Source organism: Kitasatospora sp. NPDC086791 (genome assembly GCF_040685975.1).
Classification (GTDB): Bacteria; Actinomycetota; Actinomycetes; order Streptomycetales; family Streptomycetaceae; genus Kitasatospora.
Window position 1 is genome coordinate 1 of sequence record NZ_JBFBOC010000046.1, and the last position, 24,832, is coordinate 24,832.

Sequence of the window (24,832 nt, forward strand, 5' to 3'; positions counted from 1 at the left end):
CAACCCCGACCAACAACCCCAAGCCGAGACCCACCAACCACCAGCCCCGACCAAGCCGGACCACCAGGACCACCAGCACCAGGACGACAACCACCACCACGCAGGACCAAGACGACGACCACCCACAGCAGCACCACAACCAGACCCAGCACCACAACCACCCAGCACCACCCCACACACCCTCAGAACCCCACCCACAACCCCACCAACACCCACCCAGCCACCCCACCCACGCCCCAACCCCCACCACACCCACGCGGCCGCCACCAGGCGGACGCAGAGAAAAAGGCACAGCGCAGCGACCGGCCACACACCAACCAACGCCCCCAACCCCACCCCCACCCCACCAACCACCACCACAGGCAGCAGGGGGCACAGACAGGTAAGTCGGGGTGGTGAGAACGGCCCCGTACCCCTCCTGACCTTGGACTATCGCCCGTTCTCAGCCTTGGGGCCGGTTGCTGTATCGACCCACGGACCGAACCATGAACCGAAGCCCGAGCCGACCCGCGTGCCGAACCCCGTACCGAACCCGAGGTGAACCCAAACGGCATCGAGATGTGGTAGTGTTCTTTCTGTCGGAAGGGGTTGGCGCCCCACCCGGCCACTCGATCCATTCACTACCCGGAGGTGTCCCGTGGAGATCGCTCCCGAGCTTCTGATCGAGGCGTCCAACGCCGAGGCAGATTTCCAGTCCGCCCGCGCCGCGCTGGCCGACGCCCGCCGCAAGCGCGACCTCGTTCTGTACGCCATGTGGCGCGAGACCCACGACCCGCGCGGGATCGCATCCCTCCTCCCGACGTCGGTCCGCACCACCACCGTTACGGCGGCGGTCGCCAAGCTCGCCCCGCCCCAGGACTTCACCCAGCCGGAGCTGTTCGCCCTCCCGGCCACCCCCGCGCACGAGTTGGCTGCGTAGCACTACCAGGCCGGGCGGCGGTGGCCCGCCGCCCGGCTACTCGATCCCACCATTTCGAAATCCAGGAGAAGAGCAAATGATCGACGCCGCCGCCGAATTCCGATTCCTCTTTCCGGGCACCGCCCGTGCCGTTATCAAGGCCCTTGACACCGTGCAGCGCGGAGCGTCCGGACGGATTGGAATTCCTTTCGGCGAGGTGGTGTCCGAGCGCCCGGAGGATGTGCGGGCCGCCGTTGCCGAGTTCAACAGGGTTGCAGGTGATGTGCTCGGACGGGTGGCGACCGGGAGCTACGACGTCCGCAAGTTCCGGACGCGCGACGCGGTCAGGTGCCTTTCCAGCGCGATGGAGAGCGCAGCGATGGGGGACCTTGCCGAGGCCGTGAAGGCGACGCACAAGACGTTCAACGCGGTCAGCGCGGCCCGCCGACGGTAGCCGCCATGGCGGGGGCGGTCAGTGCGCCCGCCCCCGCCACAGGGCCCCGGCAAAGGCCGGCCTGTCAGTCCGCGCGCATCGAAAGAGCCTCGATGTGACTCGCACCACACTCCATCGCGGCATCGAGATGTGGTATAGTTCTTTCTGTCGGAAGGGGTTGGCGCCCCACCCGGCCACTCGATCCAGCAAGACCAACCGAGAGGAACCTCCCATGAAGGCCAGCGCCCGCACCGCCCGTCAGATCCTGCGCACCCGCTCGGCGGAGAGCCGCGCCACCGCCGCGAGCCGCCGACCGCTGGACGCGGCCAAGCTCGCCAAGTCCTGCCGTCGCCGCGCCCGCTCGCTCAACACCCACGCCCTGGCCGCCGGGGTCGACCGGAAGACCGCCGAGAGCGTCACCGAGACCCTGCGCAAGATCGCCAAGCGGAAGAACATCAAGCACACCGAGAAGGGCCGCACCCGCCAGACCATGGGGGGCCGGGGCCGCGTGGTCAAGACCGTCCGCCGCTACTCCCGCGCCAAGGTCGTCGAGCTGCTGACCGCCTACAACCCGCGCAGCGAGAAGAACCGCGAGGCCCGCCGCCTGATGCTCGCCGCCTGACCGGCACCCGGGTGGGGCGGAGACGCCGCCCCACCCGGGCCCCACGGTCCAACCGTCCAGCCCATGAGAGGAACAGCAGTGTTCAAGATCCGTACCGCCCTCCGGGCCGCCGCCCAACGTCTCCGCCGCCGTTACCAGGCCGCGACCGATGCACAGATCGTGTGGTGGGCGTACCGAGGAGTCGTCATCGGCCCCCGATGGACGGTCGTCCTCGACACGCCGGAGGACCCGCTGTACGGCCCGATCACGTCCTACCAGGTGGCGCGCACCGCCGGTCAGGCGGTGGACATGGCGATCAACGAGGTGACGCGCCAGCACCGCCACTACGTCACGCGGCTCCAGGGGCTCACGGACGAGGAGCTTTGCGACGCCGGTTTCGCCGACCACATCGTGACGTTCCGTGGCTGGCACCCGGTCGCCCCGGTCTACCGCCCGATGGATGCGTAGAGGCCCGCGCAGCGGGCCGCCCCCGGTGGCCGCGACTCACCCACCGGGGGCGCACCGGGCGGCCCGTCAGGGCCGCCGCCCAGGCCGCAGGCCCCGCCCCCAAATGAAGAGCGCTGCGCCCCGCGCGCAGCCCGCCAGAAGCACAAGGAGAGGCATCCATGCCAGGAGAGCAGGTCGAGTTCTTCCCGGTGGTCGTGACCGTCCCGGAGCGGGGGCGGCCGGTGGGCGAACCGGCGGCGGTGCGGGTCGCGCGAGCGAGCGAGGTTGCGGCCGGTGACCTTGTGATCGGCTACGCCCCGGCGACCAGGACGGCCGTCAGCCGGCCTTTGTGGCGGATGGGCTATCAGCAGCCGTTTAGGGCCGTCCCGCGCCCGTACAAGCCCGGCTGCGGGTGTTGCGAGGGATACCCGACCCCGCACGGTCCCCTTGCCGTTGTGCTCAGCGCGCCGGACGCGGAGGGGGTCGGCGACGAGTGCGAGTCGTACGCCGCAGCCGAGCCGGTGTTGATCATTCCGGGTGGCGGTCGGTAGGCAGCGCGACTTGGGGGTGGGGCTCACACCGCACCCCCAAGCGGCATCGCAATATGGTATAGTTCTTTCTGTCGGGAGGGGTTGGCGCCCCACCCGGCCACTCGATCCACCACCAGCCAGACGGAGAACCCGATGATCAAGCACATGAAGATCCGCTCCGCGTCCCGCACTGCCGGCCGCAAGGCGCCCCGAGGCCTCCAGCGCCCGGCCGGAACCGAAACCCTGGTCACCCGGTTCGACGGCGGGTGGGAGACCTTCGACCTTAAGCGGCACGGCCGGTCCACCAACGCGGAATGGGCCAAGGTGCCGAACCGGCGCGACGGCATCCGCCGGGCGCAGCACGCGGCGGGCGCGTTCGCCCCGGAGCGCGAGCTGGGTGAGCTCTGGACCACCGGATTCGTGGCCGAGGTCAAGGCCGGTCTCCGGTGGAGCCTGTACGCGGCCAAGAGCGGCACCTACGAGGTGGTCGGGGCGGGGCGGTGCGGTTGGGATGGCATGTTCTTCTGGCGGGCCGGGGTGCGCGGTCGGCGGGCGGCGGTGCGCTGCTTCCAGCACGTGATTAAGCGGGGCGAGATGGTGGGAGCGTTCGCGACCAGCGAGGAGGAGAGCTACTGAGGTGCCGCCGGTCCGCGCGGGAGCCCCGCGCGGACCGGCCCTGCCGACGGACCCACACCCCAGAGCGACCGAGAGGTACCAGCAGTGAAGACCAGCGCCGTCACCATCCGGAACGTCTGTGCCAGCAAGCGGGACCGCGCGGGCAACCTGACGATCACGTCACGGGGCGACGTCACCGTGACGCTCGACCCGATGACCGAGGCCGAGCTGAGCGACTGGCAGTGGCTGACCGAGACCCTGGGCGCGGAAGGTGTCGACCAGGAAGCGCAGCGCCTTACCGTCCGCGGCTGGAAGGTCAGCCACTCCGCGGCCGGAACCATCGGCCTGCTGTTCCAGAGGCACGGCACGCGGGTCCACATCGAGTGGTACGACCCCAAGGCCGGCGACTTCATGGCCGGTGGACAGCAGGCCCGGCTGCGCCACGCCGTCGCGCAGGTCGTCAACGCGCGACAGCAGCACGGGTTCCCACTGCCGGTCGACCCCGCCCCGGCAGTGGTCGACCAGGCCCCGGAGCCGACGCGGCGGGTCCGGTGCGCGGACGGGACGCTCGTGCGCTACAACGGTTCGGTCGAGAGGCTCAGGGGCGGGGTGTTCCGCGCGGAGGAGTGCGGTTGCCTGGAGTTCTGCGGGGGCTACGAGCTGTACCCCGACTTCCCCAGTTCGGAGATGCTGCGCCACGTCCGCCATGAGTCCGTCATGCCGCTCGTCGGCTGACCACGGCTGGGGCAGCTCCGGCGCCCCAAGCCGGCCGGGATGAGGGGCGCAGCACGGGAGCATGCGGCATCAAAATGTGGTATGCTTCTTTTGTCGGAAGGGGTTGGCGCCCCTCCCGGCCACTCGATCCGAACACCAGGGAGCAGGGACATGAGCACGCAGCAGGTGACCGACACGGACCCCCTCGTTCGTCTTCTCGCCCGCGCCGCCGCAGGCGACCGGGCCGCGCAGAAGTCGTTCCTCGCGGCCCGGGAGTCGCGCCAGCGGATGAACGAGCGCCTTGACCTCCGGGCGCGGGCCGCCGCGTGGCGGATGCTCGACCGGACGCGTGAGGACGCCCTCGACCTGGTCGGCTGACCGCCCGCCAGCTGCGCCGCCCGCGCGGCGCAGCTGGCGACGGCCGGGCGCGGACGTCGCGCCCGGCCGCCGCCCCGAACATCAGGCCGCAGCGCGGCCCGAGCAAGGAAGAGGTTCGTCATGGATGTCCGTTGCCGCCGTTGCTACATGCCCACCGGGGTGGGCGCGGATGGGGTCGCCGAGGTTCACGACTTCCCGTATGCGGTCGCGCACTACGGCCAGTGCCCTGGGAGTGGACTCCCTACCCTGCCCGGGGCCGGCTACCCGCCGCTTGTGTGGGGGGCGCAGGTGGGCCAGTCGTGGGTGGAGGTGGGGGCGCTGCCGTCGCCCATGCCGGAGGTGACGCGAGAGGGGTCGACGGTGACGCTCACGGGCGTTCGGTTCGTTCAGTCGGCCGACTGCGAGCGGTGCCGGTGCGTCGTGTACACCGTCCGGTCGGGCGGCTGGCTGCGCATCGGGTTCGATCGGCAGGGGGAGGTGTTCGAGCGGTCGCAGCCGGGGCCGCTGGCCGACTTCCGCGTGTTGTGCCCGGGTGGATGCGGGGGCGAGCTGTCGCGGTCGACGTGGGAGCGGTGTGCCCGGACGCCGGTTCCGGTCGTCGACGCCGAGTCGGTGAAGTGCCGGGAGTGGGAGCGGCTGCAGGCCGTGGCATTCGGTCCGGGCGCAGCGCCGGCGCGGCGGGCACTGGCGGGTGCGGGGTAGCCGACTGCGGCCGCCGCCGAGGCGGAGGAGGGGAATCCCGACGCCATGCGGCACTGAAATGTGGTATGCTTCTTTTGTCGAGAGGGGTTGGCGCCCCTCCCGGCCACTCGACTCAGACCGGAGGAACAAGCCATGGACCACCTGATCATCCCCGTCGTCGGCAGCCGCCAGGACGGCGACACCATCCACATCGACATGACCGACGTGAGCGAGATCTGCTTCTGCAAGCTGCTCGACCCCGAGGAGCGCCCGATCACCCCGTGCCCGCTCGACGAGGCGCAGCGCACCGAGGCCCTGGGGCGGGTGGCGGCCGGACTCCGCGCGCTCCAGGGCAAGCGGGCGGAGGAGCCGGAGGCCGAGCGCGAGACGCTGTGCGGGTGGGGCGCGGGTGACTACGTGTCGTGGGACGTGCCGCACGTCGGCGTGGCGACGGTGCGGATCACCGGCACAGGGAGCCGCTACAACCCGAGCCTGTCCTACGAGAGTTGGGACGGGGTGACGGAGTCGGTCGAGGGGTCCGCGTACATGTCGCTCGCGGACAAGGTCCGCCGCTGGCGGCGGGCGACCGCGCAGGAACGCGCCCGTTTCGACGACCTCGCCACCCCCGCGCCCGCCAACTGGTTCTGACGCACCGCCCGGGCGGGGAGAACTCGCCCCGCCCGGGCCACCCCGACCGCGACCGCACGACAGGAGTCCGACCATGAGCCGCCACCGCACTACCAGGCCCGCCGCATCCGATTCGCCCGACGCGCTGTTCGCAATGGAGGACACCCCCTGGCCCGCAGCGCACCGCGGGCAGGAGGGCCCCGCCGGGGCGCTGGCCGGCGCCGAGCTGTCCATGATCCTGGAGACGTACCGGAAGCCGGCGCATCACGCCGCCGCCAGCCGCCCGGACACCCCGGCGACGTGGACACAGGCGCAGCCCCACCAGTTCGGGAGCGAGACCGCGACGCAGCCGGTGCTGTTCATCCCGGGCGGGCCCGCCGCCCTGTTCGACTCCCCCGCACTGTCCTGACCGCAGGTCGGATCCGCCGGAAGACCCGGAGCGCCACAATCCAGGCCTGAATTGTGGTATACTTCTTTCTGTCGAGAGGGGTTGGCGCCCCACCCGACCACTCGATCCAGCCATCGAACCCGAGGGATGAGTCATGACGACGGCCCACACCACCACCGACAGCTCCGCCATCTTCGAGCGGGCGCGGGCGCGGCACGCAGATGCGATCGCCGCGGGCAGCCTGTTCACCCTGCTCGCCACCTACACCGTCGACGGGTCGACCCAGGTCCGGGCGCGCAAGGTGCGGGTCGGCGCTGACTACTCGACGCCCGAGGACACCCCCCGGATGCTCGCGATCGTCCACGGAGTCGCGGTCGAGTCGATCGCGCTGCGCGCTCTCATCTGATCGCTCCGTCCCGGTCCCGGGGGCCCACCCCGGGACCGGGGCGGCCGCACCGCCGGACGGGGGAAGGCCCCGCCCGGCCCCGACACCGAGGAGACCCACCATGCAGCTGTCCGCACCGTCCGCCACCGACCGCGCCGCCGCCGTCGAAGCCTTCCGGCCGTTCCCCGGGGCGCCCACGTGGGACGTGCGCGCCGTGGCCGGCGTCATGGCCAGGCTGTACCCGCCGCCGGCCCAGGAGGGCACCGACGGGTGGCGGGTGGCGCGCCACCGCGATGCCGTGGCGGTGGGACGGATCCTCCGGGGGCACGGCTCACGCCCCACCGAGCCGGGGCCGGACCAGCGGGAGTGGGACGCGTGGATCAGGACCGACCGCGAGCACCTCAGCGCGAGCGGCCTGGAGATCCTGCGGGCCGACGACGTCCGCACGGTCGTACGGGTACCCCTCCCCGCGGAGCCGCAGTGCACGGCGACCGTGCGCCGCATCGGTGCACCGTCGGCCCTGACGAGCCGCGTCGAGTTCCCGCAGTGGCCCGGGATCGGCGGGACCGTGCGCTACTTCCCGATTCCCGGCCGCCCGGAGCGCGGCCGGTTCGAAAAAACACACCCCAGGAATTCCGAACCCACCCCCGGAAAAACACCCCCACCACCCCGAACAACACCACCCGAAAACACCCCCGAAAAACCACCCCACACCCACCACCCACCACCCACCGGACCAACCACCACCCCCAAGCCGGCCGACCCGAGGTCGGCCACCACCACCCACCATGGACGACAACCCCGACCCCCGAACCCGGCCACCACCGCCGAGATCTACTCGCTCCACTGGATCGGCTGCCCGTGCGAAGCGTGCAAGCGCGGGGAGTCCCGTCCGCTCGACCAGGCGGGCGACAGGGAGTTCCTGCGGCTGATGACCGGCAAGCTCCAGGGCGGAACGCGCCAGCCCGTCCGGGTTCGGCTTGAGTTCGAGATCGGCCCGTACTCCAGGTCCCTGCGTGACAGCGAGCCCAGGAGCCTGACCGTCTGCGCGGTCGGGGAGGACTGGGAGGCGGTCGAACTGCCCTTCGGCAATCTCGACCCCGAGGACATCGCGCGAATCTTGGGACACCTTCCGCAGTCCTAACACTCCGCCGCCGTCGCGCCGGTGCCCTACCGCGCGCGACGGCGGCGCCAGCCGGAATCACACCCGGTGACGCTTTTCCGCCGGGAGGGGTTGGCGCCCCTCCCGGCCACTCGATCCCGCTCCCCACTGGGGAGCCCGGCCCCTGGAGGCTTTCATGACCCGCACCATCACCTGGCCGTCGCGTGCGCAGTGGCAGGCCAACGCCGGGCACGCCGAGCGGACCAGCTGCCACGCGTGGCAGCGCGTGTCCGGCGACCCGGCCGCCTGGATGAGCGCGGACGAGCTCGCCGAGGCCCGCGCGCTGGCCGCCAAGGTGGTCCGGGCGGGCCGGAAGGCCCTCAGTGACGCCGGGCGCGCCGACTACCGCCCCACGCTCAACGGCTACGGCCGCGAGGCCGCCGCCCCGGATGCCCAGGTGTCCGACCTCACGTGCGCGTGGACGTCGATCCTGCGCACCGTCGACGAGGCCGGGGTGAGCAGCCCGGACACCCAGCGCCTGGCCGTGTTGCGCGACCTCCTGACCCAGGCTCACCGGGCGGGGGCGGCGGCCGCCGAGGAGGCGGCCGTTCGGGCCGCCGTGGCCTACCGGGCGACCGATGAGGCCTGGGCGGAGGAGGTGCGCCGCCGGGCACGGGTGGAGCGCGGTCCGCAGCGCACCGTCATCACCGTCCACGAGGACGGGTCGACGACGTCCACCGGCCCCGAGCCGTACACCCCGCCCATGGCGCCGTTCGAGGCGCGCCGCGGCTGACCACCCAGGCCGGGAGGGCCCGCCGCCCTCCCGGCCCTACGAACCAATCCCCGGAAGGACTCCCCCATGCTGTCGTTCGACCAGGCCCGCACCATGGCGCGCGGCGCCGCGCCCGCCGGCTACCGCTTGCAGACCATCGCACCCATCCCCGGCGCCGGCCGGTACCGGACCCTGTACGTCGACGCCCGGTGGCGCAGCCGCCGCGGCGAGGTCGACGCCGGCGGGGCGAGCGTGCACCGCACCGTCTACGGACCCAAGTTCCGGCGCAGCGACGGCGAACGGCTGGCGCAGGTGGCCGCCCGCATCCGCGCCGACTACAAGCAGGCCAAGGACCGCGGGGTCATCCCCGCGACGCTGCGCGTCTCGGTCCGCACCGATCCGGGCTACGGGATCCTGGTGGACGTCGGCGGCCTGACGGACCGGTTCCTGTACGGCGAACGCGCGGCCGGCGCGCCGTACGGCCGCGAGGCGATGACGCTGCTCCAGGTCCTCGAGGAGATTCACGGCGCCTACCAGCGCGACGGGTCCGACAGCTTCCAGGACTGCTACCAGGTGCGCTACTCGGGGCGGGTGAAGCTGCTCAGCGAGGCGCAGCAGGCCGAGGCCAAGGAGGCTCGCGCGGCACGCCGACGGCCGGCCGCCCCGATCTCGTCCCGCCGGTAGGACGACACCCCCGATCCAAGAAGGAGGAACGGCACATGCCCGGTATGGATGGGTACCCGCTCGCGGACCAGGTCGAGCGACCCGACATCGAGGTCGCCCTGGTGACGCTGGCCGAACTGTGGGACCGGCACGGGGCTCAGCGGCTGGACCCTGACGGCATCCTGTCCGAACGGCAGGAGGAGGCGGTTGAGTTCGTGGTAGCCGCATGGCGGGAGACCCCGGACTACCAGCCCTAATGCCCGCATAGGGCGGCGGCAGTCCGCAGCGGGTCACCGCCGGGCTGCTGCCGGCCAGGCCCGGCACGACGCACCGCACCAGAGGCGGTGCCGGGCCGGGCCGGTCCCCACACCCATGCAGGGCGCAAATGTGGTATATTTCTTTCTGTCGAAAGGGGCTGGCGCCCCTCCCGGCCACTCGATCCCAAGACCCCTCAGGACGTGACTCCCGTGATCATCCACATCATCGAAGCCGATGCCATGCACCCCGCCCCCTCCCTCCGGGGCGTGACGCTGCGGACCGTACTGGCCCAGGCCTTCGCCTACGTGACCAGCCTGGCCAGCGACGCACCTGAGGGCGAGGAGGACCCGCTGGAGGGCGCGGACTTCAAGGCCGTACGCAAGCAGCTGCGCGGGCACAGCCCCCTGGTGCTGACGGACGAGCAGCTCAACATGGCGCGCGTGATCCTCGGAAGCGCGCGGAGCGCCATGTCCCCGCACGAGGCGAAGAGCGAGCGGTACGCCCTTGCCGCGCGCTACGGCGAGGCGCTGGCCGAGCAGCTCACCGACGAGGGGTCCCGCCACATCTGCCGCACCCGGGCCTGAACGGTCCTCTCGCCGCCGTGCCCGCCACCGGGCGGGCACGGCGCACCGCCCGGGACCGGCCCCGGCAACCACCCGCAAGCCACACCCAGGAGCCACGCCATGTCCAGCCACCCCGTCGAACCCGAGCCGGGCCTGTTCGAGGCGCCCCCCGTCAAGCTTCGCAAGAACCTTCTGACCGACAACAACAGCAACCTCAACCGCGATGGCCGGAAGACGTACACCTTCAGCACCACGGCGTTGAAGGGCACGCTTCCGAGCGGCCGAACGGTCGTCACATGCCCGGAGGCCGGGGTCTGCGCCAGGCTCTGCTACGCCCGCGACCCCCGCAGCTCATACCTCCGGTATCCCGGGGTCGCCAGGGCCCACCTGCTCAACTTGCAGATGGTGGAGGAGACCCCACGGGAGTGGGAGCAGTGGATGATCGCCGAGCTCAGGAAGCCGAAGTTCGTCGGCGCGGTCGTGCGCATCCACGATTCCGGCGACTTCCACACCGACTCCTACACCAAGGCATGGATGCGGATCTGCAAGTCCGCGCCGCGCACGACGTTCTACGCCTACACAAAGGCCGTCGACCGGATGCGGCGCATCGTCGACCCGGACAAGCCGGCCAACTTCGAGTACACGCTGAGCCTCGGAGGGAAGGAGGACCACCTGATCGACCTCACCCGGCAGCGCCATGCCGACGTCTTCCCGACCGTGGAGGCACTGGATGCGGCCGGGTACCGCGACCAGGCCGAGGATGACCGACTGGCCGTCGATCCCGACACGATCAGGGTCGGGATGGCCGCCAACCGGATCCCGAGGCTGCTCGAGCTCCAGGGCGACCGCTCGTTCGGCCAGCTTCAGCGCGACCGGCTGGCCCGCCGCGCCGCCCTCCGCGCGGCAGACAGCCCCGATGCCACCGAAGGGTGAACCACACACCCGGACGGCATTGTTATGTGGTATGCTTCTTTCTGTCGGCAGGGGTTGGCGCCCCTCCGGCCACTCGATCCCACCACCTCAGAAAGCGAGCCGACAATGAGCCCCACCGACGAAACCACGACCCCGCCGTACCTGACGCTCGGCGCCAACAACGCCGTGTGGCGGTGGCACATCGGACATCTCACCGTCGACGTCCACACGCATTCGCTCGGCGTGCTGGAGTGGACCGTCTGGATGAGCGACGGGGCCATCCACAGCGAGTTCGAGCACATCGAGCCCGGCATCGAGGCCGCGCAGGCCCACATCGACGCCTACCGGCGCACGGGCGTCGACATCCTTCGCGCCAACCGGGCGCTCGGCGCGAAGGGCTGGACGCGCGCCTTCCACACCGAGAACCCGAACTGCAACTGCGCGGACTGCCAGCCGTAAGCCCGCATCACCCGCACGAACCGCCGGGCGCCCAGCCGGACGGCCATCATGCCGCCGGGCGCCCGCCGGCCCCACCACCGGCCCGCCGCCGAGCAAGGCGCACGCGCGACGACCGATTCCACACGCTCACTCCCGGAGACACCGTGACCCCGCAGCAGACCGCCTCCCAGCCCAACCAGCCCCTCCCGGGCGCGCGCCTCACCGCCTTCGGGCCCATCGGATGGCGGAAGGGCACGCCCATGCCGGAGACGCACCGCCTACTGAGTGACTTGCCCATGGCCGCGAAGTACGCCGAGACGATCGCCACGGGCGACGGCGGATACAGCTCCCGGGGGCTCGGCTGGGGCGCAGCCGGCACCGGGGACGAGGTGCGCCGGTTTCTGGGCAGCTGCCTCACGCACCTGCCGTGCAGCGAGGCCAGCGTGCAGGAGGACGGCACGATCCACTACCGGCAGTCACGGCGCCATTCGGTGGTCACCTTCACGCCCGACACCGAGTCGGGGGTGATCATCACGGATCCGGCGAGCCAGGTGACCGCCGACGCCTACCGGGTCACCGGCCACGACCGGACCCCACAGGTGTGGTCGGCCGCCGGGGTCCGCCGCGCGGTGGCCGATGCGACGCGCCCCGGCCCGATCGACTGGCCCGACGGCTGGGCCCTGCTGATGCCCGATGCCACCATCCGGTTCGCGCCGCGCGGCTTCCCGTGGTCCGCCGCCCCGGTCTACGTCGGCGAGCCGGTGCCCGCCCCCGAGACGTGGGGGCCGTCGTGCGCGCAGTGCGGGCGGTTCGAGTCCGAGCACGATCCGAAGCGCGCGTGGGCGGGGTGCTGGACCTTCCAGCCGCCCGCCGACTGACCCGCCGGCCCGGCCGACGTCACCAAGCGTTGCCCCCTGGGGTGGCAATCCCACCCCAGAGGGCATTCCAATGTGGTATGCTTCTTTCTGTCGGAAGGGGTTGGCGCCCCATCCGCCCACTCGATCACCGAAAGCCCAGGAGGCCCCCGTGCCCACGACCACCTACACCGGTCCCACCGACCCGTACGGCAGCGCCACCAGCACCTTCCCCGGCCCCTATGTCCGCGCCGCCCGAATCCTCGCGGTCCGCACCGTCCAGGTCGGCCCGGCCGACGGCCCCCGGCGCAGTGCGACCCGGCTCGTGCTCGCCAACAACAGCCAGCGCGGCCCCCACGTCGTCGAGGCCACCGTGAACACCTCTGCCCAGGACTGGGCCGCCGACGGCGCGGCGCAGCGGCAGGCCAGCGGGGCCCGCGACGTCGTCGCCGCGCTGACCGCCGCCGGAATCCCGGCGCGGTTCGGCCGGTCCCGGCTCGGCGTGCCGGTCGCCGCCGTCCGCATTGCCACTCGAACGGGCACCAGGCTGCTGCGGATCGCCGCGCCCGAGAGCCTCACCTGGCAGCTGGAGGGCGCGAGCGGTGGCCGCTGGCCGGGAACGCGGCCCGCCGACGCCCCCGCGTACGTGAGCCGGTGGCTGCGCGTCGCCAAGGCGACCCCGGTCGGCTGACATCCCCTCGGGGGGCGCACCGCGCCCCCCGGCCTACGACGACACGTGAAGCAGCCGGCCGCCCCCGTCTGCAGGCCCCGTAGCGGCCCGGGGCTGCGCCGTGCCGCCCGGTTTCACGCACCGGGCTCAGCATCCGGACGCCCGACAGAAGTCCACCGACCAGTGAGGAGACTGAGATGAACACCGACCTTGGCCCACAGGCCCCGTCCACCCTCGGAATCGGAGACCGCTATCGCATCCGGCGGCCGGACGGCCCCTGGCATGAGGTAACCGTGCGCAGCGTGGGCAACAACGTCGACGGGTCTTTCACCGTCTACCACCAGGGCGCCGACGGCATCCGATGCGCGCGCTACACCTACGGGGCGGCCGCCGTCCGCGTCACGTACCGCGCTCCGCGCTGCCCGCACGCAATCGACTGGGAGAACTGCTGGCGCTGCGCCGATGCCGAGTGGCCCGACGAGATCCTCACCGCGTGCTTCGGCCAGGCCCCCGCCGTCGCGTGACCGCCCTGTGCGGCGCCACGGGCGCCGCGCCCTAGTTTCTTGGGACAAGACATGAGCATCCTTCAGGCCGAGGCCGGCCTGTTCGCGTTCGCGCTCGACCAGGGCCACCAGGGAGTGACCCGCCGCTCAAGCGTCGAGGCCCGCGCGGGGCACCCGTCGAACACCGCAGAGCGGCACGCGGACGGGTCGGTCACCGTGACGTTCCCCAACGGCAGCCGAGAGCACTACAGCCCGATCGGCCGGACCCAGGCCCGGGAGATCATGGCCGCCAACGAAGCCCGCACGCGGGCCGCCGAGGAACTGGGCGCCGAACTGCGGGTGGCACTGAACAACGCCGGGCCGCCGTTGGCCCGACGGTGGAGCGCGCAGGGTTCCGGCGTGGACGTCCACGTCGGCGGCATCTTCGTCAGCCTGTCCTGGTGGCAAGCCACCGAAGCGCTGCGCGCCCAGGCCGAGCGCTCCGGAGTCCATCCGTGGCACCACGTGCGCGACCAGGTCGCCCGCGCCGCTCACGCCGTCGCCCGGAAGCGGGGACTAACCGTGCGTGGCGAGGGAACGTCGTTGACGATCACCCTGCCATGACCCTCGATCACCGTGCCCGCCACCCGGTGGGCAACACCTCAGCCCCGACCGAGCACAGGAGCCTTCCGTGTCCCATCCCGCGTCGCGTGTCCGCAAGAACCTTCCCCAGGCCGATCCGGCGCCGGCCGGCCGCACCTCCCGGGTGCGGATCAACCTGCGCTCCGCCGCGCAGCCGGACGCCCCGGCGGCGATGCTCGCCACGGTCGGCGCCGAGCTTCGCCGCCTAGCCGACCGGGCGGAGGCCGGCGAACCGCCGAGCCCCGCCGTTCTGCGCGCTCTCGCCGCCGACATTGAGGAGGCCGGAAAGCGCGTCTGACCCGCCGTCGGACCACCCCGAACACCGATCCGGGAAGCCTTACGCCACCAATCGGCATCGCAATGTGGTATGCTTCTTTTGTCGGCAGGGGTTGGCGCCCCGCCCGACCACTTGATCCGAGCACACCGCGCAAGCCCTCAATAGGGCGCAGCGACAGAGGAGTTGACCCATGTCCGCTACGAGTTTCACCGCGACGGCGACCACGGAGGCGACCGGGGAGGTTTTCACCACCACGGTTGATCTGGTCCCCGCCACGGCCGTCACAGTGACCGCTGCCCCGGCCCGCCCGGTGGGCCGGGAGGCGACCGGGCCGGCGCGCTGCGTGGCCGTCACGGTGGCGGGTCGCACGACCGAGTTTGTGAGCCTGGTGGGCGGGAAGGTGGCCCGCCTGTGCACGGTCTGCCGCAATGCGAGCGGGTTCCGTCCGGAGTTCGCAGGGGTCCTGGGCGGCCAGTGCTTCCCCTGCCGCGGGGCCGGTCGCACCGGTCGCGCGCTGGGCCTGGACGAGGCGGCGAAGAAGGTGCTCCAGTGCGAGAATGCGCGGCGCCGGGCAGGGGCGCGCGCCCTGGTGAAGCGCCAGGCCGCCCGGGCCCAGGCGGACGCGGTACGGGCCGGATGGCTGGCCGACCGGCCCGACCTCGCGTCGTGGCTGGAGGGCGGCGACGAGGGGACGCTGGCCGCCGAGTTCGCCGCCATCGTGTCCGTACGCGGCGAGTTGACCACACGCCAGGAAGAGGAGGCACGGGCGGCGATGGCCGCCGACGCCGCCCGCGCGGCCAAGGCCGCGGCCTCCCGGCACCTGGGCGCCGAGGGGGCGAGCGCGCAGGTGACCGGGGTTGTCACCGTCGCCAAGCGGGTGGAGAGCGCGTGGGGGTCGACGCTGCTAGTGATCGTCGAAGGCGACGGGGCGGACAGTGGAGTGACGGTGAAGGCGTTCACCGCGGCGAAGTCGGCCAGGGAGCACGCGAAGCGGGGCGCCCGGGTGAGGATCGCCGGGACGGTGAAGCGCCACGGGGAGTACGAGGGCGTAGCCGAGACCGAGCTGACGCGGATCCAGGTCGAGCCCGCCGGTGATCCGGTCGAGCCCCGACCGCAGGCCTCCGCCGGCGCGCGCGGCGGGGGCCCCGACCCGGCTGCCGGAGTCCCGGCGGCGACCCGCAAGCGGAGCGCATCCCGTCGGCCCACCGCCGCACTGCGCCAGGCCGCCGAGGAAGGGGCGCGGATCGTGGAGTCGGTGACCGGGCACGCCGTGGCCTACCGGCCGCGGCACCCCACCGACGCGCGCCCGTGGGCATCGCTGATGCCCGACGGGGCCGTGTGGCTGCGCTACAGCGGCGGGGAGTGCCGCGCCGAGTCGGCGGCGGCGTAGCGCGGCCCTGCGGGTGGGGGCGAGCCAACCCACCACACGAGCTCGAAATGTGGTATGCTTCTATCTGTCAGGAGGGGTTGGCGCCCCGCCCGGCCACTCGATCCCGCCCCGCGACCAACCGCCCAGGAGGCTCCCGTGTCCATGTCCCTGTTCGCCCCGGTCCCGCCCGCCGACGGATGGCTTCGCGAGGGTGCCCGCCGCGCCCTCACCGAGGCGGAGCGCGGATTCTGGACCGCCCTTGAGCGGGCCGCTATCGCCCGCGCCCAGTGGTCCACCGCCCGTACCGTCGCCGCGATGGACCGGCCCGCGGGCATGTCGTTCATCGACGTCGACCGGGACCTGTCCGACGCCGAGCGCCACCGCATCGACCTCCGGCTCAGCCGCTTCCGGCAGGCCCTGCGACTCGCCGCCGAAGCGTGGTTCGCCTTCTACACGGAGGCCTACCCCGAACTTCCGACCACGTCGGTCGACCTGACCGACTATCACGACCGCCTGTTGATCGACCGTTCGACCGCGATCACGCAGGTCGTCACGGCCCGAATCTCCCGCGCCCGCCGTAACGCCCGCTGACCCAGGCCGGCAAGCCATCGTGCGGCGCGGCACCCGCCGCGCCGCACCCCACCCGACAGGAGAACGAACCCTCATGAACCGTGCCGACCGTATCGGCGCCGCCCGCCGTGGCGAACTCTCCAGCCGTCCCGCCCTCGCGTCCATCACCATCGGCTACCCCCTCACCGGGGAAGGCGCGACGCTGCGCCTGTTCACCGCCGGTGGCGCTGCCTGCTCCTCCTACGTCGCCCGCCTCACCGAGCGTGGCGCGGCCGGTCGACCGAACGACCCGGCCGGGATATTCCTCGGCGATCTCCCCGCCGGCGCGATGACCCCGGGCCTGCTGACCGCCGCCGGATGGCACCTCGACCGGTACGGCTTCGACTACGCCCCCGGCGCGCAATGGACCGCGGCCGGCATGTCCGACGCCGAGAAGGCGACACGCGCCGAGTGGTCGACGCTCATGCGCACCCCCGCTCCATACGTGTCCAAGGTGGCGATCGTCCCCACCCCGGCCTACCTCTCGTACGTCGATCGGATGTACGGGCCCGTTCCCGACCTGACCGGGCAGCTTCCCGACGGTGTGACCGCCGCCCCGACGTCCCGGGGATGGTGGGACGTCACCACCCCCGAAGGGTCCTACGTCCTCACGTGGTCGCCCGGGATGGGCGGCGACAAGTGGCGGATGTGGAAGGGAGCCCGCCGATCCGAGCTTGCCGCTACCGGCGACAGCCCCGCCGAGCTGTTCACCCGCTTGAACACCCCCCGGTAGCCCAGCCGTTGCGGGGGAGCAGCGGCACCGCTGATCCCCCGCCCCGCCGGACACCCAGCCCCGACCCGATCAGGAGAACCCGCCGTGATCAACGCCCAGGACACCGCCCGTCACCCCGCCGCCCGTTCCGCCGCCCGCGCGTCCGCGTACGCCAGGCAGGCGCACCGGGCCGCCGAGGAGGCACGTAACGCCTCTCGTGCCGCCCATCAGGCCGACCCGGACAGCGTGCACACCGAGATGTCCTCTGTTGCGGCCGACGCGGCCGGGCACGCTGCCGAACAGGCCCAGTCGTGCGCCGACCGGGCCAAGTCCGCCGCCGCCCACCGCGCCGCGCCGCCGCTCGTCCTCACCGCGTTCGTCATCGGCTACGCCGCCGACGCCACCAAGTGGGCCGCGGAGGCCGAGCGGCACGCGCACACCGCGCACGTCCACGCCTTCGCCGCCGCCAGCACGTAGCAGCCCCGCCGGGCGCGGAGCCGTGCCGCGCCCCGGCCGTCCGCGCTCCACACAGCACGCGAGAGAGCATGAAATGTGGTATACTTATTTCTGTCAGAGGGGTTGGCGCCCCTCCGGCCACTCGATCCCACCCATGCCCGCCCGGCACCAAACCGGGCGGGCTCCCTCCCCGAGGAGTCCCGCGTGCACACCGCGACCTACAGCGCCAACGACAGCCTTCGCGAGTCCCTGATCGGGGCGCTCAACGCGCGGGGCATCGATCACGACACCGACGGGCACGGCGTGCTCGAGTGGGTGTACATCGACCTTCCCGACGGCAGCCAGATCTGGATTGCGGACGTGAACTCCGAGTTGGACGGGACGCTGGCCGAGTACTCGGGGCTCGCTGCGGTGCACCGCAGTGGCGAGGAGTGGCAGCGCAACATCACGGTGTACGAGTCCCCCTCGATCGGCGACGTCCGGGACATGGCCGCGTGGAACCGCGAGCTCGCCGAACTGCTGGCCGCCGTCGAGAGCAGCATCCGGACCGTCACCGAGGTCTGGCGGGCCGCCGACCGCGTGGCCGCCACCCTAGGCCCCGGCTGGCAGGTCGACCGCGAGCACAGCGCGAACCCGCCGGGCCGGATCATCCGGCACCCCGACGGGCGCGCACTGCGGGTCTTCCCCCACGAGCACCGGGGACGGCGGCGCATCTCGGCCGTCGGCCACTACCCGGCCACACGCCGCCCGAGGGGACCCCAGGACGATCCGATGGTCACCGTCGCGGCGTGCCGCACCGCGAGCACACTGTCGTGGGAGGTCAAGCGCAGCCTTCTGCCGCGCTACCACCGCGTCCTGGCCGCGATCACCACGTTCAACGCCCGGGACGAACGTGAGCAGGAGCAGCGGCGCCAGCTGGCTGAGCGGCTCAGTGTGCGCCTCCCCGGGGTGACAGCGACGCCGGACCCAGCCCGGCCACTGGAGGCCGCGCGCCACCTGCACGGCGACGTGACGGGCGCCGGGGTGTGGTGCGAGGTCGCCATGGCCGACGACGCCAGCACCGTCAACGTCACGCTGCGGGACGTCCCGACGGAGTGGGCGGTCGGCTTGCTCTGCACGCTCGGCCACTTCCCCGCCGTGAGCGGCGTGCGCTGACCGACGCGGAAGCCCACCGGATCGAGCGCCCTGCACCAGAAGCCGTGGGTGCCCCGCTCCACCTGACGCGGCGGCGGCCGGGACACCCCCGGCCGCCGCCGTCCACCCGACCCTGATCCAAGGAGACCCAATGACCCCGCTCGCCCGCCCGCGCACCCCTTGGCCGGTTGTAGCCCTGATCAACCACGCGAGGCGGTACGGCTGGCTCGGCGAAGTCGATTGGGAGCCCGCCGGCCTCACCAACCTGGGCCCCCAGTTCATCGTCGAGCTGACCGGCGAACCGGTACGCGGCTGCGGCCGGCTGCGCCTGGTGTGGACGGACCGCGGGTGCGGCTACCGCTATCAGCCGTGGTTCGCCAGCGGTACCGTTCCCGGCGGCCGTGAGGTGTGCGCACCTCTGGAGCGGCGCGAGGCCGAAGCGGCCATCCGCAACAACCCCGTCCATCCGTGCGCAGCGGCAACAGTGGACGAGCCGCGCGACTGGCGCGCGGCCGACGTCGCGCCGCCGATGGTGGACGAGCTCACCGAAGCCATGCTGGCCCCGGTGCGCCGGGCCGCCGCGCTCTCCCGGCTTCCCCAGACGGTCTGGGCGTCGCGCTTCGTCGGTCGGCACTTCGTGGGCACGGACTGCCTCCTCACGTCGGCGGCGCCGGGCCTGCAACGCCCCAGTGACGCGCACCCCGACGCCGAGCCGATGCTCACCGTGCTGCCGCCCTGCTGACCGCCGCTCCGGAGCGCACCACGCCCATGCGGCCCCGACCTACACCGGCCCCGACCTACACCGGCCCAGCCCGAGACGAAGGACGACCATGACTCGTACCGCAGGAAACCACGACGCCCCGCAGCCCGACGCCCTGTTCGACATCGCCGCCCTTCCCCCGGCCGGTCCGATGGTCGCGGGATGCTGCTCGTGCGGCGCCGGCATCGAGCGCCCGCTGAACGGCCCGCGCCCTGCCTGCACCCACCCCGAACGAGTCGCCGCCGAACGCGCCGCCCGCGAGTTCGCCGGCCCCCGGCACACCGAGCGCATGGCGGCAAACTTCGCCCGGTGGTTCGTCGGCACCGGCCACAGGGAGGAGTCCGAGCACGAGGCGGCGTACGAGGAGTGGCGCAGCATCATGGGGTGGCGGATCGAGTTCTACGAGGCCCAGGACCACCAGGAGCCGCATGGCGGGTAGATCCACACCCACGGACGGCATCGACATGTGGTATCCTTCTTTATGTCGGAAGGGGTTGGCGCCCCTCCCGGCCACTCGATCCGACCATCCGCAAGAGGGGACTCCCATGCCCGCCACGAAGACCCGCCCGTCCAAGGCCGACTACCTCCAGGCCCTGATCGACCACCCCCGCACCTCCGCCGAGGAGCGCGACGCGGCCGAGCGGGCGCTGGCCCGCGTCCGGGCAGCGCAGGAGGCGAAGGGCGGCGGGACCGACGGGAGGCAGGGCGGCGAGCGGTCCGGGTGGATCGGGATCCCGATCCACTACGGGGAGAAGTACAACAGCCGACTGAGCACGACCGAGATCGCGGCGCTGATCCGCAAAGACGTGAAGATGCAGCAGAAGCTGGCCGAGCGCAGCGCTGAGGACGCACCAGGCACGGTCAAGGTGCCCAACGCGATCGGCGACGCACCGGCGGGGGTGAAGTTCTCGATCCGCCGCGAGTACTTCTCCGGCGGGAGCGCTATCCGGATGACCATCAAGAACGCCGCCCCCGAGTGGGCTTGGACGACCGGGATTGTGCACGGCTTCGAGCGGCAGGTGCCGACGGAGCAGCTCAAGGCCTTGGCCGACGAGCTCAAGGCGCTCGGCAACGCCTACAACTTCGACGGCAGCGACATCACAACAGACTACTTTCACGTGAACTACTACCTCACGCTCGACATCGAGACGACGGACGGGCGGTGCCGTTCGCTGTAGCCCCCACGTCGGGCGGCAGCAAAGGAAACCCGCCGCACCCACCACGACCACGCCCGACCCGCGCAGCCGGGCTGCGCCCCTCGGCGCAGCCCGGCCGACCCCGAAGGACCTGACCCACCCGCCGACATCACGGCCTGGCCGCCGCCGTTCCGCCGGGCGTGCTGTTCCACGGCACCGCGAAACACACCCTGCAGCCAATCCTGGCCGAGGGGCTACGCCCGATGGCACGCCAGGACGTGCACCATTCCGCCCCCATCGGCACGACGGCCCGAGTCGGCTCGCGGCACGGCCGGCCCGTGGTTCTGCAGGTGGACGCGGCCGCCCTCTCCACCGCTGGGCACGAGTTCCGGGCGTCCGCCAACGGCGCCTGGCTCAGCGGCCCGATCCCACCCCAACACCTGCACCGCATCCGCTGACGATCCGGCGGGCTCACGCCTTCGGCATCTATATGTGGTATACTTGTTCTTGTCGGAAGGGGTTGGCGCCTCTCCCGACCGCTCGATCCAGCTTCCGCACCCACCAAGGGGACCCTTCGTGACCACGACCACGCGCGCCCTCACCTCCGAGATGGGCGAGCACTTGCTCGCCGCTCTCACCGCCCAGAACCACCGGGTCGACGGCCACGCCGCGACTGTGAACGGGATCGTCTCCCGCAAGCTCGCCGAGCCAGTCACCAAGCAGATGGCCGCCGGACCGGTGACCACCGTGCATCTGAACCCCGCTGGTCGGCGCGCGGCCGCCGAGATGGCCCGCGACCTTCCCGCCGAACAGCGCGAACCGCTATGGCAGGCGGCGCTGGGCGAGGCTCGCCGACTGCTGCGGCTCGGCGACGACGAGCGGGTGCAGTCCGCCCGCTGGGTGATCACCGTCCGCGGGGACAGCCAGGAGCCCGCCGTGTACGGCCCCTTCGGGATCAGCCGGAGCCTGCGGCGCGCCGCAGAGGCGATCCTGGCCGGTACCGCCTTCCGCCGCCTGGACGAGGAAGGGCTTCGGGTCGAGGCGACCCACCTGTCCGGCGTCATCGACGTGTTCGTCGTCATCGACGACGCGTCGGTCACGGCCGCGCAGCTCGCCGAGAACAGCGTCAGCTGACCGCCCGTCCGGCACCCTCCGCCCGCCCCCCGGGGTGGGCGCCGCTTCACCGTCCGGGCCGGTCGGCACCGGCCCGGGACGCCACTCGATCCCGACACGCCAAGGACAGAACCATGAACACTCCCAGCGCGGACACCTGCACCGCCCTTCCGCCTCTCGGCCACCCGTTGAGCGAGGTCGGCCCCGACGTCATGACACCTGCCATGTCCCGGTTCGCCGACCAGGCCCGACGCTCCGGCTGGCTGGTCAGCACCTGGTCGGGCCTCGGAAAGCACGGCCCGCTCGCGGCCGTGGTCCTGACCGGCCGTGTCGCGACCATCACCGGCTCGGAGCCCGCCGAGGTCCGGTGCGTCTGGGAGACCGACAACAAGGGCCGGATCCGCTGGCGCGGCGCGTGCATTCACCGCTCCGGAACCGAGGAGACACACCGCATCGGGTGGCGTCTACTCTCGTCTCACCTGCACGGCCTGACTGCGTCCCTGGTCGACCGGGCCTCGGAGGCGGCGGGGCGCACCTGCCACGGCAGCGATGCGCAGCACTGGGCGTTTCTGGCCCGGGGTCAGGCGCACCAGGCGCGCGTCGCCGCGGCGTCCGGCCGGCAGTCGGTGGCGCAGACCGCACCAGCGAGCGTGCTGGCGAGACCGCTGCGCGCGGCTGCGGAGCGGACGGTTCGCCGGTTGGAGCGGCGTGCCGCCGTGGTCGGTGTGCTCGCCGCGAGGGCCGAGCGCGAGGCCTACCGGGTGGGAGACGCCCGGCGGGTGTTCGAACTGTCAGGGCGGGCCCGGCTGCTCGCCGCCTCCTGTGTGGACGATGCCCAGACCCTCGACCTGGGGGCGCTCGACCTCGAGGCCGAGGAGGTATGCACGCGCTACGTCGCCCGGGACGAGGCCGCGCTGGCGGCCGAAGAGACGCAGTGGCGCCGGGCAAACCCCGACGGCACGCCGGCCGACTTCGCCAAGGCGGTGCTTCACACCGTCGGCGGCGCCGAACGGGAGTTCGCCGCCTGGTGGGCGGACCACGGCCGGGAGTGCATGACGTTCCTCCAGGGTTGGGACCTCTGGCACGGCCGCGACGGGCACGCGACGGCGGCCGAGGTCAACGCCTCCCTGCGGCACGACCCCGAACAGGATCAGGCACTGTTCACGCTCGGAATCGCGGCCGCCGCCGTCCTCGCCCAGCAGGGCGACCAGGACCAGGTGCGGGAGTCCGTCCGGCTGGCCGAGGCCGCTGCGCAGGGTGCAGCACTGTTCGCGCCCGGCGCGGCACGAACCCACACCCGGGTGCAGCGACTGACGGCCGAGGTGTGGGCGCTGCTCGGCGGAAGCGAGTGGGGGCTGTCGCTGGACATGTCCAAGAACGTGCCGGCGGTGGAGGCGTGGCTGAACACGGCCGCAGGCCAGGAGGCCGCCGCTCTGCGGCACCTGATGCTGGTGCGCCACGGGCTCGACCTGCGAAACCGCGCCCACGACGCGGTGCGCGCGGCCACCCAGGCGGCCGAGCGGCAGCACGACCAGGCCGCCCGCGCGGTGTTCGAGGCCGCCCTGGACGCCGGGGAGTCATTCGAGTGTGCTCGGGAGGCCGGCGCCGACGCGCGCGCCCGCCTCGGTGCGGACGCCGAGGGAAGGCCCGACGACGGACGCGGTCGGCTGCTGCGTGGCATGCCGGTGTGGGTCGAGCCCGGCGACGCCGACCACGGGCCGCGCAGCGTCGCCCGCATCGCCTGCTACCGCGGGCACGGCACGTTCCGCGTCCGCCCCCTGGCCGGTGAGGGGTGGACCGAAGCCCCCGGAGACCGGCTCGCCCCCGCCACCGACGCGGAGACACAGGCCGACCGGGAACGGCAGCTCGCCGAGCACCGGGCGCAACAGGCCGAGGCGGACCGCGAGAAGGCGGCCGCGCAGGCACGTGCCGAGCAGCAGGCGGCCGCGCAGCGCGCCCAGGAACAGCGCCGCAGCGCCCGGGAGGAGGCGGTACGCCACTGGCCGGCGCCCGTCGCTGAGTCAGCGGTGTGGGAGCCGGCTTTCCCCGTCCCCGAGACGCTGGACACGCTGTGGCGGTGCGCAGCGCGCAACGGGTGGCTGATGACCCGCCGGACGCGCGGCAGCGGATTCGGTTCGTCGATCGCGGTGAACATCTGCGGGACGACGGATCAGGGCAGGTGGGTGTTCGACCTGGTGTGGACGGTCGCCTACGGCCGATACCGGTTCGACCGGCAGGCATCCGCAGCCGAGTGGGCAGACCGCCGGACGGGACCGCGCGGCGGCCAGGTGCGCCCGGGGGTGACGGCTGTTCTGGCCGTCATGGCCGTCGAGACGGCCGAGGGCGCCGCCGCGCCGCTCGGCTTCCTGGCCGGGGTCACGGCGGGCGACCCAGCCGGGCAGTCGGCGCCGTAGGCCGCGCCCGGCCCCGGGGGCCTCCCGGGGCCGGGTCGCGCTCGGTCTGGATCATGTCCGCGCGGGCCAGGCGGCACACCCGGTCATGGTCGGCGCAAGGCCCGGTGCAGCGTGCGGGCGAAGCACAGCCCGCAGGCCGCGCAGCCTTGAAATGTGGTATAGTTCTTTCTGTCGGAAGGGGTTGGCGCCCCTCCCGGCCACTCGATCCCCTCACCCATCCAGGAGTACACCCGTGCCCACGAACGACTTCTTCGCCGCCGCCCGCTCCTTCGCGCTCAGCGGCCCGACCCGGAGCCCGGAGGACGTGACCGTCTTCCAGTGCGAGTACGTCGCCGCATCCCCCAAGGGCGTGGCACCGGTCGCCTTCGGGTTCGTCTGCGAGCCGGGGTCCGACGACTGGCGCGAGACGATTCTGACCGCGAGCGACTGGGCGCGCGGCTGGGAGGACGTGACGCCCGACTCCCCCACGACGCCGGAGCGGCCTCACCGCCGCCCCCTGGGGGATGCGGAGGACGTCGCCATGGTGTTCGCCGACATGCTCGACGCGGCCGAACTGATCTGGCCCCAGACGTTGGTGATGTACCACGGCAACCTGCCCGACTACCGCGCCCTCTACTTCGCCGACGTGTGCGTGTGCCCGTCGTGCGCCAGCGAGAACCGGCAGGCGTACACGCTGCGCAGCCAGGACGGCATTCCGGTCCTCGACCACGTCGGCCGCGAGTCGATCACGCCCGCTCGCATTCTCTGAACACCGCCCGACCGCGCACACGGCGACGCCGCGGAAGCGCGCCGCCGGTGA

Annotated in this window: 36 protein-coding genes; all 36 read left to right on the top strand. The window is 72.5% G+C overall.

The annotated features are described in order from the left end of the window. The first annotated feature begins 637 nt into the window (after positions 1–637). The 36 genes from AB0Q99_RS32225 to AB0Q99_RS32400 all read left to right on the top strand — a co-directional run bounded on the left by AB0Q99_RS32225 (position 638) and on the right by AB0Q99_RS32400 (position 24,781). Complete coding sequence (locus tag AB0Q99_RS32225) at positions 638–919, top strand: hypothetical protein (protein ID WP_363577441.1); 282 nt, start codon at positions 638–640, stop codon at positions 917–919. Between the two features lie 76 nt (positions 920–995). Continuing rightward, positions 996–1,352: a hypothetical protein gene (locus AB0Q99_RS32230; RefSeq protein WP_363577443.1), complete on the top strand. Its 357-nt coding sequence runs from the start codon at positions 996–998 to the stop codon at positions 1,350–1,352. A 211-nt stretch (positions 1,353–1,563) separates the two neighbouring features. Next, entirely contained in the window at positions 1,564–1,953 is a 390-nt protein-coding gene (locus AB0Q99_RS32235) for a hypothetical protein (protein WP_363577445.1), read from the top strand. A gap of 63 nt (positions 1,954–2,016) precedes the next feature. Further along, on the top strand, positions 2,017–2,400 hold the full coding sequence (locus AB0Q99_RS32240) for a hypothetical protein (RefSeq protein ID WP_363577447.1): 384 nt from the start codon (positions 2,017–2,019) through the stop codon (positions 2,398–2,400). A 158-nt stretch (positions 2,401–2,558) separates the two neighbouring features. After that, positions 2,559–2,930: a hypothetical protein gene (locus tag AB0Q99_RS32245; RefSeq protein WP_363577449.1), complete on the top strand. Its 372-nt coding sequence runs from the start codon at positions 2,559–2,561 to the stop codon at positions 2,928–2,930. A gap of 132 nt (positions 2,931–3,062) precedes the next feature. Further along, the gene (locus AB0Q99_RS32250; RefSeq protein WP_363577451.1) at positions 3,063–3,545 is read left to right on the top strand and encodes a hypothetical protein; all 483 of its coding nucleotides are present in this window, start codon (positions 3,063–3,065) and stop codon (positions 3,543–3,545) included. Positions 3,546–3,629: 84 nt separating this feature from the next. Beyond that, positions 3,630–4,259, top strand: coding sequence for a hypothetical protein (locus tag AB0Q99_RS32255; RefSeq protein WP_363577453.1), 630 nt, complete (start codon positions 3,630–3,632; stop codon positions 4,257–4,259). A gap of 150 nt (positions 4,260–4,409) precedes the next feature. Then, on the top strand, positions 4,410–4,616 hold the full coding sequence (locus AB0Q99_RS32260) for a hypothetical protein (RefSeq protein WP_363577454.1): 207 nt from the start codon (positions 4,410–4,412) through the stop codon (positions 4,614–4,616). Positions 4,617–4,736: 120 nt separating this feature from the next. Next, on the top strand, positions 4,737–5,318 hold the full coding sequence (locus tag AB0Q99_RS32265) for a hypothetical protein (RefSeq protein ID WP_363577456.1): 582 nt from the start codon (positions 4,737–4,739) through the stop codon (positions 5,316–5,318). 132 nt (positions 5,319–5,450) lie between these two features. Further along, positions 5,451–5,945 (top strand): hypothetical protein, encoded by a 495-nt coding sequence (locus AB0Q99_RS32270; protein ID WP_363577458.1) that lies wholly within the window; start codon positions 5,451–5,453, stop codon positions 5,943–5,945. 73 nt (positions 5,946–6,018) lie between these two features. Further along, a complete protein-coding gene (locus tag AB0Q99_RS32275) occupies positions 6,019–6,333 on the top strand; it encodes a hypothetical protein (RefSeq protein WP_363577460.1) in 315 nt (104 codons plus the stop codon). 133 nt (positions 6,334–6,466) lie between these two features. After that, positions 6,467–6,718 (top strand): hypothetical protein, encoded by a 252-nt coding sequence (locus tag AB0Q99_RS32280; RefSeq protein WP_363577462.1) that lies wholly within the window; start codon positions 6,467–6,469, stop codon positions 6,716–6,718. 100 nt (positions 6,719–6,818) lie between these two features. Continuing rightward, positions 6,819–7,841, top strand: coding sequence for a hypothetical protein (locus AB0Q99_RS32285; protein ID WP_363577464.1), 1,023 nt, complete (start codon positions 6,819–6,821; stop codon positions 7,839–7,841). A 154-nt stretch (positions 7,842–7,995) separates the two neighbouring features. Beyond that, a complete protein-coding gene (locus tag AB0Q99_RS32290) occupies positions 7,996–8,592 on the top strand; it encodes a hypothetical protein (RefSeq protein ID WP_363577466.1) in 597 nt (198 codons plus the stop codon). Between the two features lie 66 nt (positions 8,593–8,658). After that, complete coding sequence (locus tag AB0Q99_RS32295; RefSeq protein ID WP_363577468.1) at positions 8,659–9,255, top strand: hypothetical protein; 597 nt, start codon at positions 8,659–8,661, stop codon at positions 9,253–9,255. A gap of 35 nt (positions 9,256–9,290) precedes the next feature. Beyond that, the gene (locus AB0Q99_RS32300; protein ID WP_363577470.1) at positions 9,291–9,491 is read left to right on the top strand and encodes a hypothetical protein; all 201 of its coding nucleotides are present in this window, start codon (positions 9,291–9,293) and stop codon (positions 9,489–9,491) included. Between the two features lie 210 nt (positions 9,492–9,701). After that, positions 9,702–10,076 carry a hypothetical protein gene (locus AB0Q99_RS32305; protein WP_363577472.1) on the top strand — a complete coding sequence of 125 codons (375 nt, stop codon included), beginning with the start codon at positions 9,702–9,704 and terminating at the stop codon, positions 10,074–10,076. A 99-nt stretch (positions 10,077–10,175) separates the two neighbouring features. Beyond that, positions 10,176–10,988, top strand: a complete 813-nt coding sequence (locus AB0Q99_RS32310; RefSeq protein ID WP_363577474.1) for a hypothetical protein — start codon at positions 10,176–10,178, stop codon at positions 10,986–10,988. 105 nt (positions 10,989–11,093) lie between these two features. Continuing rightward, a complete protein-coding gene (locus AB0Q99_RS32315) occupies positions 11,094–11,426 on the top strand; it encodes a hypothetical protein (RefSeq protein ID WP_363577476.1) in 333 nt (110 codons plus the stop codon). A 143-nt stretch (positions 11,427–11,569) separates the two neighbouring features. Continuing rightward, complete coding sequence (locus AB0Q99_RS32320) at positions 11,570–12,283, top strand: hypothetical protein (RefSeq protein ID WP_363577478.1); 714 nt, start codon at positions 11,570–11,572, stop codon at positions 12,281–12,283. Between the two features lie 148 nt (positions 12,284–12,431). Then, positions 12,432–12,950: a hypothetical protein gene (locus tag AB0Q99_RS32325; protein WP_363577480.1), complete on the top strand. Its 519-nt coding sequence runs from the start codon at positions 12,432–12,434 to the stop codon at positions 12,948–12,950. Positions 12,951–13,126: 176 nt separating this feature from the next. After that, positions 13,127–13,453 carry a hypothetical protein gene (locus AB0Q99_RS32330; protein ID WP_363577482.1) on the top strand — a complete coding sequence of 109 codons (327 nt, stop codon included), beginning with the start codon at positions 13,127–13,129 and terminating at the stop codon, positions 13,451–13,453. 51 nt (positions 13,454–13,504) lie between these two features. Further along, positions 13,505–14,035 carry a T-complex 10 C-terminal domain-containing protein gene (locus tag AB0Q99_RS32335; protein WP_363577484.1) on the top strand — a complete coding sequence of 177 codons (531 nt, stop codon included), beginning with the start codon at positions 13,505–13,507 and terminating at the stop codon, positions 14,033–14,035. Between the two features lie 67 nt (positions 14,036–14,102). Then, the gene (locus AB0Q99_RS32340; protein ID WP_363577486.1) at positions 14,103–14,351 is read left to right on the top strand and encodes a hypothetical protein; all 249 of its coding nucleotides are present in this window, start codon (positions 14,103–14,105) and stop codon (positions 14,349–14,351) included. Between the two features lie 169 nt (positions 14,352–14,520). After that, positions 14,521–15,720 (top strand): hypothetical protein, encoded by a 1,200-nt coding sequence (locus tag AB0Q99_RS32345; protein WP_363577488.1) that lies wholly within the window; start codon positions 14,521–14,523, stop codon positions 15,718–15,720. A gap of 135 nt (positions 15,721–15,855) precedes the next feature. Then, positions 15,856–16,290 carry a hypothetical protein gene (locus AB0Q99_RS32350; RefSeq protein ID WP_363577490.1) on the top strand — a complete coding sequence of 145 codons (435 nt, stop codon included), beginning with the start codon at positions 15,856–15,858 and terminating at the stop codon, positions 16,288–16,290. A gap of 73 nt (positions 16,291–16,363) precedes the next feature. Beyond that, a complete protein-coding gene (locus tag AB0Q99_RS32355; protein WP_363577492.1) occupies positions 16,364–17,041 on the top strand; it encodes a hypothetical protein in 678 nt (225 codons plus the stop codon). An 84-nt stretch (positions 17,042–17,125) separates the two neighbouring features. Beyond that, on the top strand, positions 17,126–17,497 hold the full coding sequence (locus AB0Q99_RS32360; protein WP_363577494.1) for a hypothetical protein: 372 nt from the start codon (positions 17,126–17,128) through the stop codon (positions 17,495–17,497). A gap of 183 nt (positions 17,498–17,680) precedes the next feature. Further along, positions 17,681–18,631, top strand: coding sequence for a hypothetical protein (locus AB0Q99_RS32365; protein WP_363577496.1), 951 nt, complete (start codon positions 17,681–17,683; stop codon positions 18,629–18,631). Between the two features lie 130 nt (positions 18,632–18,761). Continuing rightward, positions 18,762–19,352 (top strand): hypothetical protein, encoded by a 591-nt coding sequence (locus tag AB0Q99_RS32370; RefSeq protein WP_363577498.1) that lies wholly within the window; start codon positions 18,762–18,764, stop codon positions 19,350–19,352. An 88-nt stretch (positions 19,353–19,440) separates the two neighbouring features. Continuing rightward, the gene (locus AB0Q99_RS32375) at positions 19,441–19,809 is read left to right on the top strand and encodes a hypothetical protein (RefSeq protein WP_363577500.1); all 369 of its coding nucleotides are present in this window, start codon (positions 19,441–19,443) and stop codon (positions 19,807–19,809) included. 106 nt (positions 19,810–19,915) lie between these two features. Continuing rightward, positions 19,916–20,548: a hypothetical protein gene (locus tag AB0Q99_RS32380; RefSeq protein ID WP_363577502.1), complete on the top strand. Its 633-nt coding sequence runs from the start codon at positions 19,916–19,918 to the stop codon at positions 20,546–20,548. Between the two features lie 158 nt (positions 20,549–20,706). Continuing rightward, positions 20,707–20,964 carry an RNA 2'-phosphotransferase gene (locus tag AB0Q99_RS32385; protein WP_363577504.1) on the top strand — a complete coding sequence of 86 codons (258 nt, stop codon included), beginning with the start codon at positions 20,707–20,709 and terminating at the stop codon, positions 20,962–20,964. A 118-nt stretch (positions 20,965–21,082) separates the two neighbouring features. Then, complete coding sequence (locus AB0Q99_RS32390) at positions 21,083–21,640, top strand: hypothetical protein (protein ID WP_363577506.1); 558 nt, start codon at positions 21,083–21,085, stop codon at positions 21,638–21,640. A 113-nt stretch (positions 21,641–21,753) separates the two neighbouring features. After that, a complete protein-coding gene (locus tag AB0Q99_RS32395) occupies positions 21,754–24,033 on the top strand; it encodes a hypothetical protein (RefSeq protein ID WP_363577508.1) in 2,280 nt (759 codons plus the stop codon). 232 nt (positions 24,034–24,265) lie between these two features. Continuing rightward, positions 24,266–24,781: a hypothetical protein gene (locus tag AB0Q99_RS32400; protein WP_363577510.1), complete on the top strand. Its 516-nt coding sequence runs from the start codon at positions 24,266–24,268 to the stop codon at positions 24,779–24,781. The last annotated feature ends 51 nt before the right edge of the window (positions 24,782–24,832 follow it).